This is a genomic window from Pseudomonas sp. H3_E07 (assembly GCF_054668895.1).
Map to the genome: position 1 here is coordinate 4,272,028 of NZ_CP162795.1, position 14,870 is coordinate 4,286,897.

Annotated in this window: 13 protein-coding genes; 5 read left to right on the plus strand and 8 right to left on the minus strand. The window is 60.1% G+C overall.

The annotated features are described in order from the left end of the window. Positions 1-12 precede the first annotated feature (12 nt). Together AB4O08_RS19675 and AB4O08_RS19680 are read right to left on the minus strand one after the other, a co-directional pair. Entirely contained in the window at positions 13-1,542 is a 1,530-nt protein-coding gene (locus tag AB4O08_RS19675) for an NCS1 family nucleobase:cation symporter-1 (protein WP_047540275.1), read from the minus strand. Between the two features lie 473 nt (positions 1,543-2,015). Then, a complete protein-coding gene (locus AB4O08_RS19680) occupies positions 2,016-2,750 on the minus strand; it encodes a phosphoadenylyl-sulfate reductase (protein ID WP_010208461.1) in 735 nt (244 codons plus the stop codon). A 152-nt stretch (positions 2,751-2,902) separates the two neighbouring features. Here AB4O08_RS19680 and thrH point away from each other — a divergent pair, with 152 nt between their 5' ends. After that, on the plus strand, positions 2,903-3,520 hold the full coding sequence (gene thrH, locus AB4O08_RS19685) for a bifunctional phosphoserine phosphatase/homoserine phosphotransferase ThrH (RefSeq protein ID WP_010208462.1): 618 nt from the start codon (positions 2,903-2,905) through the stop codon (positions 3,518-3,520). A 122-nt stretch (positions 3,521-3,642) separates the two neighbouring features. Here the strand turns inward: thrH and AB4O08_RS19690 are convergent, their stop codons facing one another. The 6 genes from AB4O08_RS19690 to rloA all read right to left on the minus strand — a co-directional run bounded on the left by AB4O08_RS19690 (position 3,643) and on the right by rloA (position 9,034). Beyond that, entirely contained in the window at positions 3,643-3,999 is a 357-nt protein-coding gene (locus AB4O08_RS19690) for a helix-turn-helix domain-containing protein (protein WP_010208463.1), read from the minus strand. Next, on the minus strand, positions 3,999-4,301 hold the full coding sequence (locus AB4O08_RS19695; protein WP_047540280.1) for a type II toxin-antitoxin system HigB family toxin: 303 nt from the start codon (positions 4,299-4,301) through the stop codon (positions 3,999-4,001). Before AB4O08_RS19695 ends, AB4O08_RS19690 begins: the two co-directional genes overlap by 1 nt. Before the next feature lie 229 nt (positions 4,302-4,530). Further along, positions 4,531-5,874, minus strand: coding sequence for an aminodeoxychorismate synthase component I (gene pabB, locus AB4O08_RS19700; RefSeq protein WP_047540284.1), 1,344 nt, complete (start codon positions 5,872-5,874; stop codon positions 4,531-4,533). Between the two features lie 99 nt (positions 5,875-5,973). Then, positions 5,974-6,960 carry an alpha-L-glutamate ligase-like protein gene (locus tag AB4O08_RS19705; protein ID WP_010208468.1) on the minus strand — a complete coding sequence of 329 codons (987 nt, stop codon included), beginning with the start codon at positions 6,958-6,960 and terminating at the stop codon, positions 5,974-5,976. Then, positions 6,960-8,492, minus strand: a complete 1,533-nt coding sequence (gene rloB / locus AB4O08_RS19710) for an osmotic stress tolerance membrane protein RloB (RefSeq protein ID WP_021491514.1) — start codon at positions 8,490-8,492, stop codon at positions 6,960-6,962. Before rloB ends, AB4O08_RS19705 begins: the two co-directional genes overlap by 1 nt. A gap of 5 nt (positions 8,493-8,497) precedes the next feature. Beyond that, on the minus strand, positions 8,498-9,034 hold the full coding sequence (rloA, locus tag AB4O08_RS19715; protein ID WP_021491515.1) for a retropepsin-like aspartic peptidase RloA: 537 nt from the start codon (positions 9,032-9,034) through the stop codon (positions 8,498-8,500). A gap of 272 nt (positions 9,035-9,306) precedes the next feature. Here rloA and AB4O08_RS19720 point away from each other — a divergent pair, with 272 nt between their 5' ends. The 4 genes from AB4O08_RS19720 to acnD all read left to right on the plus strand — a co-directional run bounded on the left by AB4O08_RS19720 (position 9,307) and on the right by acnD (position 14,870). After that, a complete protein-coding gene (locus tag AB4O08_RS19720) occupies positions 9,307-10,017 on the plus strand; it encodes a GntR family transcriptional regulator (protein ID WP_010208471.1) in 711 nt (236 codons plus the stop codon). After that, on the plus strand, positions 10,017-10,910 hold the full coding sequence (gene prpB, locus AB4O08_RS19725) for a methylisocitrate lyase (protein ID WP_021491517.1): 894 nt from the start codon (positions 10,017-10,019) through the stop codon (positions 10,908-10,910). Before AB4O08_RS19720 ends, prpB begins: the two co-directional genes overlap by 1 nt. 40 nt (positions 10,911-10,950) lie before the next feature. Next, on the plus strand, positions 10,951-12,078 hold the full coding sequence (prpC, locus tag AB4O08_RS19730) for a bifunctional 2-methylcitrate synthase/citrate synthase (protein ID WP_010208473.1): 1,128 nt from the start codon (positions 10,951-10,953) through the stop codon (positions 12,076-12,078). Between the two features lie 197 nt (positions 12,079-12,275). After that, complete coding sequence (gene acnD, locus AB4O08_RS19735; protein ID WP_010208475.1) at positions 12,276-14,870, plus strand: Fe/S-dependent 2-methylisocitrate dehydratase AcnD; 2,595 nt, start codon at positions 12,276-12,278, stop codon at positions 14,868-14,870.

Consider the following 14,870-nt stretch of genomic DNA (forward strand, 5'->3'; position numbering starts at 1 on the left):
GAGTGTCCTTGATTAATGACTGACGTTATCGACTGCAATGCTTTCGCCGCTGACATCGGCGTAGAACGGCTGACGCTTGGCGATCAGCAGGTAGAGCAACCCTGCAATACCAGCGCCAAACATCCAGGAAAACGGTGAAACACTGGCGAAACCGGGCAGCAGCGCCAGGAGAATGGCGATCACGGCTGCGGGAATGAATGCTGCCACCGCGCGTAAATTGACCCCACGGCTGTAGTAATAAACGCCATTTGGGTCTTCGCTATACAGCTGCAACACGTCCACCCGGCTTTTACGGATCAGCCAGTAATCAACCATGATCACCCCATACAACGGCCCCAGCAGGGCACCCAGGCCGGAGAGGAAATACACGATCACCAACGGGCTGTTGTAGAGGTTCCACGGCAAGATCAGCACCGCCACGGTGGCACTGATCAAACCGGCGCGGCGGAAGTTCAGGTACTTGGGCGCCAGGTTGCTCAGCACAAAGGCTGGTGCGACGAAGTTGGCCATGATGTTCACTGCCACGGTAACGATCAGGAACGCCAGGCAACCGAGCACCAGGAAAAAGGTGCTGGGAATGGCCGCGATGATTTCAGTGGGGCTTTCGATCACCCGGCCGTTAAGCTGGAATTGCCCGCCGCACAGCAGCACGGTGATCGCGGCAAACACCAGGATATTCACCGGCAGGCCCCAGAAATTGCCGACCTGGATGGTCTTGCGGCACGGCGAAGAGCGGGCGAAGTCGCAGAAATTGAGGATCAGCGTGCCGTAGATCGCCAGCCACAGCGCGCCACCGGCAAAGATATTGCGCCACATCTCGCCGCCGCTCAGCGGGTCGCGGATCGACCAGGCGATGTTCCCGCCCGTCTGGAAGTACATCCAGCCGGCCAGTGACGCTACCGTCAGCAGAATCACCGGTCCGGCGAAGCCTTCGTAGCGGCGCACCATCTCCATGCCGTAGGCCAGGATCACCAGCTGCACCAGCCAGATCGTCACAAAACAGGCCCAGCCGAGGGACGACAGGCCCAGGATCGAGTTGTGGTCATAGTCGGCAAAACCTGGATGAATTGCCGTCAGCAACACGCGGAAAACCACCGAGGCCAGGTAGGTCTGGATACCGAACCAGGCAATCGCAATCACTGCGCGGATCAACGCCGGAATCTGCGCGCCATGGATGCCGAAGCTGATTCGACTCATCACTGGGAACGGCACACCGGTCTTCTGCCCCATATAACCCGACAGGTTCATGAAGAAGTACACCAGCGCCGCGCCGATACCCAGGGACAACAGAATCTGCCAACCGCCCAGACCCAAGGCATACAAGCCAATGGCGAAGGAATAGTTGGCGATGTTGTGCACGTCGTTGGTCCACAGTGCAAAAATGCTGTAGCGCCCCCAGCGTCGGCCTTCGACCTTGGTCGGGGCCAGGTCTTTGTTGTGCAGCCGTGGGCTCAGCACCAGGGGGCCGGGGCTTGTCGCTTCGGGGTTGAGGGGCGAGGAGGGCAGATCCAGTGCGATATTGTTCGAGAGGCTTGGACGCATTCCGGCAGGCTCCAGCGCATCGGCAGCCAGGCCGCAGATGGCAAAGTGTATGTATGTTTTGTATTTATTGTATACAAAGCGCATTTCACCTTAAGCCACTTACGTGCCAGTTTTTGATCTATGAAAGCTGGAGGTAATTTCCTATTTGCATGTTCTTGAAATAACTATCTGAATTACAAACGATAAAAATTGACCGTTTGAACAGCTATTTATTTTGCTGTGGGAAGCGTGCGATGCACGGTGGGAAACTGCGGGTGGATAGAGGTGTTACGTTAGGGGGCGGATCACAGAAAATTGCACACATAAATGCCACCTATGGTTACATCTGTGTGTACACCTTCAGTGTTAAACACATAACAAATGTGGGAGCGGGCTTGCCCGCGATGACAGAGTATCAGTCACGACAACAGCGACTGATCCACCGCGATCGCGGGCAAGCCCGCTCCCACATTGATTATTTGATCGCGAAGCCCTTAGGCCTTGCTGATGATGTTCCCGGCATGCAGACCGCATTCCTTCTGCGTGGCTTCTTCCCACCACCAGCGACCTTCGCGTTCATGCTGGTTCGGCAGCACCGGCCGGGTGCAGGGCTCGCAGCCGATGCTGATAAAGCCGCGCTCATGCAGGCTGTTGTACGGCAGCTCCAGCATGCGGATGTAACCCCAGACTTCCTCACTGGTCATCTGCGCCAGCGGGTTGAACTTGTACAGCGTGCGTTCCGGGGTGGAGAAGGCTGTGTCAATTTCCAGCGCCGCCACTTGGCTGCGGGTACCGGGACTCTGGTCACGGCGCTGGCCGGTGGCCCAGGCATTCACGCCTGCGAGTTTGCGGCGCAGCGGCTCGATCTTGCGCACGCCGCAGCATTCGCCATGGCCGTCCTTATAGAAGCTGAACAGGCCCTTCTCTTTGACGAAGGGTTCCAGCTTGCTCTGGTCCGGCGAGATCAACTCGATGTCGATTTTGTAGAACTCGCGTACCTGCTCGATGAACCGGTAGGTTTCCGGGTGCAGGCGGCCGGTGTCGAGGCTGAATACCTTGACGTTCTTGTTCAGCTTCCAGGCCATGTCGACCAGCACCACGTCCTCGGCACCGCTGAAGGAAATCCACAGGTCATCACCGAACTGGCTGAACGCCAGCTTGAGAATATCCTGGGCGGATTTGTTGGCGTAAGTCGCGGCGAGTTCAGCGACGTCGAAGGCTTGGTTCATCAGGACGGTTCCTACAGGTCAGTGGCGCTGAGCGCTCTATAGGGGAGCGATGGTATCAAAATCCGCTCTGCGTTGCGGCGGTGAGCTTGAATCGCTAGAGTTCGGCAGTCCTTTTGCTCGCTCAACCAACAAACTACAAATGGGAGTGTCTTGTGGAAATTGCCTGTCTCGACCTGGAAGGGGTGCTGGTTCCGGAAATCTGGATCGCCTTCGCCGAAAAAACCGGTATTGAATCCCTGCGGGCGACTACCCGGGACATTCCCGACTATGACGTGCTGATGAAGCAACGCCTGCGCATCCTCGACGAACACGGGCTCAAGCTCGCCGACATCCAGGCAGTGATCGCCACTCTCAAGCCGTTGGACGGCGCCATCGAATTCGTCAACTGGCTGCGCGAGCGCTTCCAGGTGGTGATCCTGTCCGACACCTTCTATGAATTTTCCCAACCCCTGATGCGCCAACTGGGTTTCCCGACCCTGCTGTGCCATCGGCTGATTACCGACGACACCGATCGCGTGGTCAGTTACCAACTGCGCCAGAAAGATCCGAAGCGCCAATCCGTGCTGGCCTTCAAGAGTCTGTACTACCGGGTGATCGCCGCCGGCGACTCTTACAACGACACCACCATGCTGGGCGAAGCCGACTGTGGGATTCTGTTCCATGCGCCGGAGAACGTGATCCGCGAATTCCCGCAATTCCCGGCGGTGCATACGTTCGAGGATCTGAAGCAGGCGTTCATCAAGGCGTCGAATCGGCCGTTGAGCCTGTAGGTTTTCGCCAAGGCTGGTGGCCCCTTCACAGGCAAGCCAGCGCCCACACGTGAACGGGTCTACACGTCAAAATGTGGGAGCCGGGCTTGCCCGCGATGAGGTCCTTACAAACACCGTAAATCTCAGACGCCAGCCAGCAAGCGCTCATAAGGAATACTTAAGCCTTCATGCAGGCGCTTGATCATCGACAAGCTCAGCTTGCGCTTGTGATTCAATACTTCGGACACACGCCCGCTTGTCCCGATGAAAGGCTCAAGATCCCGAGCGGTCATGCCCAACTGCTCCATGCGAAATTTAATCGCTTCCACTGGATCCGAAGGTGGCATCGGATAATGTTCTGCCTCGTATTTCTCTATGAGGACTGCAAGAATTTCGAGCTCGTCACCTTCCGGTGAGCCGACTTCGGCTCCCCATAGCTGCTCGACGCGCGTGAGTGCCGCGGTCAGGTCTTCCTGGGAATGTATAGGTTTGATGTTCATCACACGGTCTCCGCGTTGATCTGGTCGTACTGCGCATGCGTCCCCACGAAACGTATGAACCCAAGCTGGCGCTGATAATCGATCGCCATGATCACTCGATATTTGTTGCCGCCCACGTTGAAGGCAACCCTGCCACCTTTCAGGATACTTGCCGCTCTAAGCTCTGCTTTGAGTGCTTGCGGCGTTGGGTAAGTGGCTTTCTCCAAATGACGGTACAGTTCGACCAGCGGTGTTTTGGCGTCGGAACAAGCTGAGTGGCTTTCCCAGAATATTCGTAGGGTTGAGAGAGCGATTATGCGCATCGCTTCATCCTCCCAATTTGGGAGAATATAGGCGCGGTTGGATCGAGATGCAATCTCGGAAACAATTTCTTAAGAGTAAGCAGTCGGTTCATGTGATCCCTCACAGACGGCTAGTGGACGGTCCGAGCCGGACGCTATCGTCCAGCTCGAATGTCGTCCATAGACGTTCTGATTCAGGTTTTTTCCTGCCGGGCGGCTTTGCGTCCGAGAGCCAGGAGGGGCTTGGCGACTACAGGTTTTCCAAAGTGTGTAACAACACCTTCACCTTGGTCAGCGACTCCTGGTACTCCGCTTCCCACTGCGAGTCCGCGACAATCCCGCCGCCCCCCCAGCAACATACCTGCCCATCCTTGACCAGCAGGCTGCGGATGGCGATGGAGCTGTCCATCTCGCCACGCACGTCCAGGTACACCAGCGAACCGCAGTACAACCCGCGTCGCGTCGGCTCCAGCTCGTCGATGATCTGCATCGCGCGGATCTTCGGCGCGCCGGTGATGGAGCCGCCGGGAAAGCTGCCGGCGATGAGGTCGAGGGCGTCTTTGCCGTCGGCCAATTCGCCGATAACGCTGCTCACCAGGTGGTGCACGTTGGGGTAGCTTTCCAGGTTGAACAGTTCCGGCACGCTCACCGAGCCGGTGCGGCAGGTACGGCCGAGGTCGTTGCGCAGCAGGTCGACGATCATCAGGTTTTCGGCGCGGTCTTTGGGACTGGCCAGCAGTTCGGCGGCGTTGGCGGCGTCCTCTTCGGGCGTCAGACCGCGTGGGCGAGTGCCTTTGATGGGGCGGGTCTCGACGCGGCGCTCGCTGACATGCACGAAACGCTCGGGCGACAGGCTCAGCACCGCGCCGTCGTCCGGCAGGCTCTGGAACCCGGAGAACGGCGTTGGGCAGGCTTCGCGCAGGGCGCAGTAGGCGACCCAGGGATCGCCGACACACGACGCACGGAAGCGCTGGGCAAAGTTGACCTGGTAGCAGTCGCCGGCCTGGATGTAGTCCTGGATGCGCACGATTGCCTGGCGGTAGGCCTCACCGGTGAGGTCCGGGGCCATGGGGCCGTTAAGTTTGAAGGTCGCCGTGTTGTCGGCTACCGGCCGGCCGAACAGGGTGATCAAGCGTTGCCGCTCTGTCTCCGCCAGTGCGGGATGAAACACAAGCTGGCTGGTCCGGGCCTGATGATCACTGATCAGCGCCCAGGCATACAGCCCGAAACGCGCATCCGGCAGGTGCAGATCGTCCACGGCAAGGTGTGGCATTTGCTCAAGGTGCCGGCCGAAGTCATAGCTCAAATAGCCGATCAGGCCGCCGGCAAACGGCAGTTCACACCCGGTGGGCAGGTCTGCTTTCCCCAACTGGGTAAGGCTTTTCCGCAAGCGTTGCAGGAAATCACTACCACTTTCGTCAGGTGAAACCGTCAAGGTTGCGCGTGGCCAGGCACTCAGCACGTCATACCGCCCACGCTCGGCTGCCGGTCGCCCGCTATCCAGCAGCACCGCGCCAGGCGCATGGCGAATCGCCGCAAAATACTCGGCGGGGTTAGCCCGATAGGGCAGCGTATATACGGAGCAGGTCGACATGCGGGGTGGATCAGCTAATGGCGCGGGGGAGGGGATTGTAGTCCCCCGTAGGATTTGCTCCTAGAGGGGATGTCGGGGATAAGGCGATGAAAAGTCGCGTTAACCTTCTACGGGCGGAATATGCCCAAACATTTCCTGCGCAAACTTCACCCGCTCCTCCGGCGTTTCCGTCACGCCAGCGGCGTTCAGCTCTTCCAGCCGCGCCTCTACTGCATGAGTTCGCAGGGTCAAACCGCAGTCGTTGGCGATCTGGATATTCAGCCCCGGCCGCGCATTCAGCTCAAGAATCAGCGGACCTTTTTCCTGGTCCAGCACCATGTCCACGCCGATGTACCCCAGCCCGCACAACTCATAGCAACCCGCCGCAAGCTTCATGAACCCGTCCCAGTTGGGCAGTTGCACGCCATCCACCGCGTTGGTGGTGTCGGGGTGTTTGGTGATGATGTTGTTGAGCCAGGTGCCGCGCAGGGTCAGGCCCGTGGCGAGGTCCACACCCACGCCGATGGCGCCTTGGTGCAGGTTGGCCTTGCCGCCCGATTGACGGGTCGGCAAGCGCAGCATGGCCATCACCGGGTAGCCCATCAGCACGATAATGCGGATGTCCGGCACGCCTTCATAGCTGATGCTCTTGAAGATCTGGTCAGGCACCACGCGGTACTCAATCAACGCGCGGTCGCGGTGGCCGCCGAGTGAATACAGGCCGGTGAGGATGCTGGATATCTGATGTTCGATCTCTTCGTGGCTGATGATCTTGCCGGACACCGTGCGATAGCGCCCTTCAAAGCGGTCCGCCACCACCAGGATGCCGTCACCGCCGGCACCTTGCGCTGGTTTGATCACGAAATCGCTGCGCCCGCCGATGATCTCGTCGAGCTTGTCGATTTCCTTCTCGGTGGAAATCACCCCGTACATTTCCGGCACATGGATGCCGGCGGCCAGTGCGCGTTCCTTGGTGATGATCTTGTCATCCACGATGGGGTACAGGCTGCGCTTGTTGTACTTGAGCACATAGTCGGCATTACGCCGGTTGATGCCCATGATTCCCCGCGCTTCCAGCGCCTTCCAGGTCTTCCAGAAACCGAACATTACTGGTCAGCCTTCAAGAAGGCCTTGAAACGCACCAGCTCGGTCAAGCGGTAGCCGCGATAACGACCCATGGCCAGCATGAAGCCCACCAAAATCAGCAGGATCGCCGGGAAGGTGAATACAAAGTAGATCAGCTCCGGCACGCTCATGATCAGGTGCGCCAGGGACGCGGCGAACAGCGTGCCAATCGCCACCTTCAGTGCATGGTTGGCGCCACGCTCTTCCCAGGTGATCGACAGGCGTTCGATGGTCATGGTCAAGATCACCATCGGGAACAGCGCCACCGACAGCCCGCGCTCCAGCCCCAGTTTATGGCTGAACAGGCTGATGGCCGCGATCAGCACTACCACGAACGTCAGCACCACCGACAGTCTTGGCAGCATCTGCAGCTTCAAGTGTTCCAGGTACGACCTGAGGGACAGCCCCAGCGCCGTGATAATCGTAAACAGCACAATCCCGAAGCCCAACTGCGTCTCCCGGAACGCCAGGGCGATCAGCACCGGCGTGAACGTGCCCAGCGTCTGCAAGCCGATCAGGTTGCGCAGGACCAGGATCACCAGCACGCCGATCGGGATCATCACCATAATCATGAAGGTCTGCTGGGTTTGCAGCGGCAGGCCATACAGCGAGTATTCGAGGAAGTTGGCGTCGGTGTTCTCGTCGGTCAGCTTGGCCAGGCGAATGGCGTTCATCTCGCTGTTGTTCAGGCTGAAGGTTACCGTGGCTTTCTTGCCGCCATCGACGGTGATCAGGTTTTCATCGCCGGTCCACCACAGCAGGCGGTCGGCGGGCAGGCCTTGTTCGCCGGTTTCCGGGTTGAAGTACAGCCAGTCATTGCCGTTGAAGCTGCGCAGCCACAGTTCCGGGGTTTGCGGCTGGTCGGCGACCAGGCGGATGGTGTGGACCTTTTCCACCGGCACGTGGGCGATGGACAGCAGCAACTCGACGATCTTGGCCTTGTGCGGCGTAGACGGATCGCCCGCCAGCAACAGCTTCACGTTGTCATCGTTGAGGTTGTTGGTGCGCTTGATGGCTTCGCTGATAAACGTCTCGACGTCGGCCGAGTGCTGGCGGATCGGCGCCAGCAGGGCTTCGGCAGCGATCTTTTCCGGGCCTTCCACGGCAATGCTGTCGCGGAAGGTCGGGCCCTTGATCTTGACCTTTTCACCGCTGTAACGCTTGGTGAGGACCAAGCGGTAATACAGGGTCTGGTTGCCCTTGGCGCGGCGGGCCGACCAGGTCACCTTGCGGTTGCCATCGGTGCGGTTGACGCTCACGCCGTAGTTATTCGAGATGAAGCTCTCGTTGAGGCTGACGAAGTCGCGGCTCAGGGGCGGCACGAACATCTGGATCTTCACCGGGTCTTTCGGGCTGGCGACGAACTCGACCTTGGCGTCGATGTTCCACAAGTCGTCGGTGGCGTCCTCGGTGACGGGGATCCCCAGCACGAAGATCTGGTAAGCGGTGACCGAAATACCCAGCACCACCAGGATGGCGATCAGGATTTTCAGGTGCAGGGTCAGAGAGCGCATTCGGTTTACTCGGCGGTATGAGCGTCGGCGGCGCAGGCGGGTTTGCCTGCTGCGTATTTAAGACTGGGGTCGACCAGCGCATCAAAGCGTTTCAGCGCTTCGGAGCCGATCAGCAGCGGGTATTGGAAAGCGCTGCGGTCAGTCAAGTTCACTTCGATGCTGCGTAAAGCAGTGCCCATGCAGATATCCAGGGCAATCACCGGACGGGCGGTGTAGTTCTTGTCCTCATCGGGGTCGTAGTCACCGGCGCGGCGCTTGATCTTGCTGACGCGGGCCAGGGGGCGTTCGATGGGGTGGGAATGGGCGGTGTCGATGGCCAGGTAGAAGCGCACCCAGGATTCGCCGTTGCGCTTGAAGCGCTTGATATCACGGGCACTGAGGGAGGCGGTCTTGGCACCGGTGTCCAGTTTGGCGGCGACTTCCAGGTCGATCCCGGCCAGTTGGGCATATTCGTTGAGGCCATACACGGTCTTCTCGGCGGCGACGCCAAGGCCCGGTGCGGTCAGGAGGCAAGTCAATAAAAGGAAGGGCTTGAGTCTCATAAATCCCGAGGCGGTGCAGTGCGATGTTCAATTCAAGGCGACTGGCATTACTGCGCAAGCTCCCTCGTGCGCCGTTTCATCTCGCGATGTCAGGCAAAAGTGGCGTGCATTCTAACATGATGCTTTTTTGGCGCCAGCGCTGGCAGGCGGCCATGCTCTGGAAGAGTGCAACAGCGGTTATTAGACGATTGTCGACAATGTGCATTTATTCTTTGACTATCCAGGGCTGATTGGCTAGTTTTTGCGGCATTGCTTTTAAAGGTGTCGACAATATGCTGGATCAGCTGGAATCCCCAGTAGTGGCGCAAGACGATTCCCAGACCATGTCCGAGAACGTCTTCCGGCGTATCCAGGCCGCCATCGTCAAGGGTGAGATCGCGCCCGGCAGCAAGATTTCCGAGCCGGAACTGGCGCGCACCTACGGCATCAGCCGTGGGCCGCTGCGCGAGGCGATTCACCGCCTGGAAGGCCAGCGCCTGCTGGTGCGCGTGCCGCATGTCGGCGCGCGCGTGGTTTCGTTAAGCCATGCCGAGCTGGTCGAACTCTATGAAATCCGCGAATCCCTCGAAGGCATGGCCTGTCGCCTGGCCGCCGAGCGCATGACCGACGCGGAAATCGAAGAGCTGCGCCAGGTGCTGCACACCCACGAACGCGACAAAGCCTTCCAGGCCGGCCTCGGTTATTACCAGCAGGAAGGTGACTTCGACTTTCATTACCGGATCATTCAAGGCGCCGGTAACCGTACTCTGACCCAAATGCTCTGCGGCGAGCTGTACCAATTGGTGCGCATGTACCGCATCCAGTTTTCCGCCACCCCCAATCGTCCACGCCAGGCCTTTGCCGAGCACCACCGCATTCTTGACGCGATTGCCGATCGCGACGGTGAACTGGCCGAACTGTTGATGCGCCGGCATATCGGCGCGTCAAAACGCAACATTGCCCGTCACTTCCCGGACGGTACTGCCCAATCACGAGGTGAATGATGAGTTCCAATAATAAGACGACTCCAGGCCAGCGTTTTCGTGACGCGGTCGCCAGCGAGCATCCTTTGCAGGTGGTCGGTGCGATCAACGCCAACCACGCTCTGCTGGCCAAGCGCGCCGGGTTCAAGGCGATCTACCTGTCGGGTGGCGGCGTAGCTGCCGGTTCCCTCGGCGTGCCGGACCTGGGCATTACCGGCCTGGATGACGTGCTGACCGACGTACGCCGCATCACCGACGTGTGCGACCTGCCGCTGCTGGTGGACGTCGACACCGGCTTCGGCTCCTCGGCGTTCAACGTGGCGCGCACCGTCAAGTCGATGATCAAGTTCGGCGCGGCTGCGATCCATATCGAAGATCAGGTGGGCGCCAAGCGCTGCGGTCACCGTCCGAACAAGGAAATCGTGTCCCAGCAGGAAATGGTCGACCGCATTAAGGCCGCCGTGGATGCGCGCACCGATGACAGCTTCGTGATCATGGCGCGCACCGATGCCCTGGCCGTCGAAGGTTTGGAGTCAGCCCTGGAGCGCGCCGCCGCTTGCATCGAGGCCGGCGCCGACATGGTATTCCCGGAAGCCATCACTGAACTTGAGATGTACAAGCTGTTCGCGTCCCGTGTGAAAGCGCCGATACTGGCCAACATCACCGAGTTCGGCGCCACGCCGCTGTACACCACCGAACAGTTGAAATCTGCCGATGTTTCCATCGTGCTGTACCCGCTTTCGGCCTTCCGCGCCATGAACAAGGCCGCCGAAAACGTCTACACCGCGATCCGTCGCGACGGCACCCAACAGAATGTGATCGACACCATGCAAACCCGCATGGAGCTTTACGATCGCATCGATTACCACACCTTCGAGCAAAAGCTCGACGCGCTGTTTGCAGCCAAGAAGTAACAAACAGCCTCCCTAATAAATTCAAGATTGGAGAACCGACATGGCTGAAGCAAAAGTATTGAGTGGGGCCGGCCTGCGCGGCCAGGTGGCCGGGCAGACCGCATTGTCCACCGTGGGCCAGGCCGGTGCCGGCCTGACCTATCGCGGCTATGACGTGCGCGAACTGGCCGCCGATGCGCAGTTTGAGGAAGTCGCCTACTTGCTGCTGTACGGCGAATTGCCGACCCAGACCGAACTGGCCGCCTACAGCGCCAAGCTGAGCAAGCTGCGCGACCTGCCGCAAGCGCTGAAGGAAGTCCTGGAACGCATCCCCGCCGACGCCCACCCGATGGACGTGATGCGCACCGGTTGTTCGTTCCTGGGCAACATCGAACCTGAGAAAGACTTCAGTGTGCAGCGCGACGTCACCGACCGCCTGCTGGCCGCTTTCCCGGCGATCATGTGCTACTGGTACCGCTTCAGCCACGACGGCAAACGCATCGACTGCGTGACCGACGAGCCTTCCATCGGCGGCCACTTCCTGCACCTGCTGCACGGCAAGAAGCCGAGCGAGTTGCACGTCAAGGTCATGAACGTGTCGTTGATCCTCTACGCGGAACACGAATTCAACGCCTCGACCTTTACCGCGCGGGTGTGTGCTTCGACCCTGTCCGACCTGTATTCCTGCGTCACTGCCGCTATCGGCTCCCTGCGTGGCCCGCTGCACGGCGGCGCCAACGAAGCGGCGATGGAGATGATCGAGCGCTTCTCATCCGCTGAAGAAGCGGTCGAAGGCACTCTCGGCATGCTGGCGCGCAAGGACAAGATCATGGGCTTCGGCCACGCGATCTACAAAGACAGCGACCCGCGTAATGAAGTGATCAAAGGCTGGTCGAAAAAACTCGCTGACGAGGTGGGTGACAAGGTGCTGTTCCCGGTCTCTGAAGCCATCGACAAGACCATGTGGGAACAGAAAAAACTGTTCCCCAATGCCGACTTCTACCATGCCTCGGCATACCACTTCATGGGTATCCCGACCAAGCTTTTCACCCCGATCTTCGTCTGCTCACGCCTCACCGGCTGGGCCGCGCATGTATTTGAACAGCGCGCCAACAACCGCATCATCCGTCCAAGCGCCGAATACACCGGCGTAGAGCAGCGCAAGTTCGTGCCAATCGAACGTCGCTGAATGGAGAAACCGCTGATCCCGGGGTGAAACCGGATCAAAAATGTGGGAGCGGGCTTGCTCGCGAAAGCGGTGTGTCATTCAACACACATGGCGACTGTTAAACCGCTTTCGCGAGCAAGCCCGCTCCCACCTTTTGATCGCATTGCCTCCCAGGATCCGTGGGCTCCTTTTGCAACCACCGTGACCGAGTCCTGACGATGAACACTGAATTCCGCAAACCGCTTCCCGGCAGCCGCCTGGATTACTTCGACGCCCGCGCGGCAGTTGATGCAATCAGTCCCGGCGCCTACGCCACGTTGCCTTACACCTCCCGCGTGCTCGCGGAAAACCTGGTGCGTCGCTGCGACCCGGCCACCCTCAACGCGTCCCTGAGCCAACTGATCGAGCGCAAGCGCGACCTCGACTTCCCGTGGTTCCCGGCGCGTGTGGTGTGCCACGACATCCTCGGCCAGACCGCCCTGGTCGACCTCGCCGGTCTGCGCGATGCCATTGCCCTGCAAGGCGGTGACCCGGCGCAGGTGAACCCGGTGGTGCCAACCCAACTGATCGTCGACCACTCCCTGGCCGTCGAAGCCGGTGGTTTTGACCCGGACGCGTTCGAAAAAAACCGCGCCATTGAAGACCGTCGCAACGAAGACCGTTTCCACTTTATCGAGTGGACCAAGAAGGCGTTCAAGAACGTCGACGTGATCCCGCCCGGCAACGGCATCATGCACCAGATCAACCTGGAGAAAATGTCCCCGGTGATCCAGGTGCGCGACGGCGTGGCGTTCCCGGACACCTGCGTCGGCACTGACAGCCACACGCCTCACGTAGACGCGCTGGGCGTGATCGCCATTGGCGTCGGCGGCCTGGAAGCGGAAAGTGTGATGCTCGGCCGCGCCTCATGGATGCGCCTGCCGGAAAGCGTTGGTGTGGAGCTCACCGGCAAGCTGTTGCCGGGTATCACCGCGACTGACATGGTGCTGGCGCTGACTGAGTTCTTGCGTAAACAGAAAGTGGTCGGTGCCTGGCTGGAGTTCTTCGGCGAAGGTGCTTCGGCACTGACCCTGGGCGACCGCGCAACCATTTCCAACATGGCCCCGGAGTACGGCGCCACTGCGGCGATGTTCTACATCGACCAGCAGACTATCGCCTACCTCAAGCTCACTGGCCGTGAAGACGAACAAGTCACCTTGGTGGAGCAATACGCTCGCCACACCGGCCTGTGGGCCGATGATCTGAAAGGTGCGCAATACGAGCGCGGCCTCACTTTCGACCTGTCCAGCGTCGTGCGCAACATGGCCGGTCCAAGCAACCCGCATGCCCGCGTTGCCACCAGCGACCTGGCGTCCAAGGGCATTTCCGGTCAGTGGGATGAAGTGCCGGGCCAAATGCCCGACGGCGCGGTGATCATCGCAGCCATCACCAGTTGCACCAACACCAGCAACCCACGCAACGTGATTGCCGCCGGCCTGCTGGCGCGCAATGCCAACAAGCTGGGGCTGACGCGCAAGCCGTGGGTCAAATCGTCTCTGGCACCCGGCTCGAAAACCGTGGCCATGTACCTGGAAGAAGCGGGCCTGGGTCATGAGCTGGAAAAACTCGGTTTCGGTGTCGTCGCATTTGCCTGCACCACCTGCAACGGCATGTCCGGTGCGCTCGACCCCGTGATCCAGCAGGAAATCATCGACCGCGACCTGTACGCCACCGCCGTGCTTTCGGGTAACCGCAACTTCGACGGGCGTATCCACCCCTATGCCAAGCAAGCCTTTCTCGCCTCGCCGCCGCTGGTAGTGGCCTATGCGATTGCCGGCACCATCCGTTTCGACATCGAAAAAGACGTGCTCGGCCTCGACGCCAACGGCAAGGAAATCCGCCTGCAGGATATCTGGCCGAGCGACGAAGAGATCGACGCGGTGGTCAAGGCCTCGGTCAAGCCGGAGCAGTTCCGCGCGGTGTATATCCCGATGTTTGCCATCCACGAAGACACCGGCCCGAAAGTCGCGCCGCTGTATGACTGGCGCCCGCAAAGCACCTACATCCGTCGCCCGCCTTACTGGGAAGGCGCGCTGGCCGGTGCCCGTCCGCTCAAGGGCATGCGCCCGCTGGCGGTGCTGCCGGACAACATCACCACTGACCATCTGTCGCCGTCGAATGCGATCATGCTCGACAGCGCCGCCGGCGAATACCTGGCGAAAATGGGCCTGCCGGAAGTCGACTTCAACTCTTACGCGACGCACCGTGGCGACCATTTGACCGCGCAGCGCGCGACCTTCGCCAACCCGAAACTGTTCAACGAAATGGTGGTTGAGAACGGCAAGGTCAAGCAGGGTTCCCTGGCGCGGATCGAGCCGGAAGGCCAGGTCACGCGGATGTGGGAAGCCATCGAAACCTACATGGAGCGCAAGCAGCCACTGATCATCATCGCCGGCGCCGACTACGGCCAAGGCTCGTCCCGTGACTGGGCGGCCAAGGGCGTGCGCCTGGCGGGTGTGGAAGCGATTGCCGCCGAAGGTTTCGAGCGCATCCACCGCACCAACCTGGTGGGCATGGGCGTGCTGCCGCTGGAGTTCCTGCCAGGCACGGATCGCCACACCCTGAAGATCGACGGCAGCGAAACCTATGACGTGGTGGGGGCACGCACTCCGCGTGCGCAGTTGACCCTGGTAATCAACCGCAAGAATGGCGAACGTGTCGAAGTGCCGGTGACCTGCCGCCTGGACACCGCCGAAGAAGTGTCGATCTACGAAGCGGGCGGCGTGTTGCAACGTTTTGCCCAGGACTTCCTGGAATCGGCAGCGACGGCCTGA

Coding starts and splice junctions, on each gene's coding strand:
- AB4O08_RS19675 (WP_047540275.1), bottom strand. CDS start 1,542: ATGCGTCCAAGCCTCTCGAACAATATCGCACTGGATCTGCCCTCCTCG.
- AB4O08_RS19680 (WP_010208461.1), bottom strand. CDS start 2,750: ATGAACCAAGCCTTCGACGTCGCTGAACTCGCCGCGACTTACGCCAAC.
- AB4O08_RS19690 (WP_010208463.1), bottom strand. CDS start 3,999: ATGAACATCAAACCTATACATTCCCAGGAAGACCTGACCGCGGCACTC.
- AB4O08_RS19695 (WP_047540280.1), bottom strand. CDS start 4,301: ATGCGCATAATCGCTCTCTCAACCCTACGAATATTCTGGGAAAGCCAC.
- pabB (WP_047540284.1), bottom strand. CDS start 5,874: ATGTCGACCTGCTCCGTATATACGCTGCCCTATCGGGCTAACCCCGCC.
- AB4O08_RS19705 (WP_010208468.1), bottom strand. CDS start 6,960: ATGTTCGGTTTCTGGAAGACCTGGAAGGCGCTGGAAGCGCGGGGAATC.
- rloB (WP_021491514.1), bottom strand. CDS start 8,492: ATGCGCTCTCTGACCCTGCACCTGAAAATCCTGATCGCCATCCTGGTG.
- rloA (WP_021491515.1), bottom strand. CDS start 9,034: ATGAGACTCAAGCCCTTCCTTTTATTGACTTGCCTCCTGACCGCACCG.
- AB4O08_RS19720 (WP_010208471.1), top strand. CDS start 9,307: ATGCTGGATCAGCTGGAATCCCCAGTAGTGGCGCAAGACGATTCCCAG.
- prpB (WP_021491517.1), top strand. CDS start 10,017: ATGAGTTCCAATAATAAGACGACTCCAGGCCAGCGTTTTCGTGACGCG.
- prpC (WP_010208473.1), top strand. CDS start 10,951: ATGGCTGAAGCAAAAGTATTGAGTGGGGCCGGCCTGCGCGGCCAGGTG.
- acnD (WP_010208475.1), top strand. CDS start 12,276: ATGAACACTGAATTCCGCAAACCGCTTCCCGGCAGCCGCCTGGATTAC.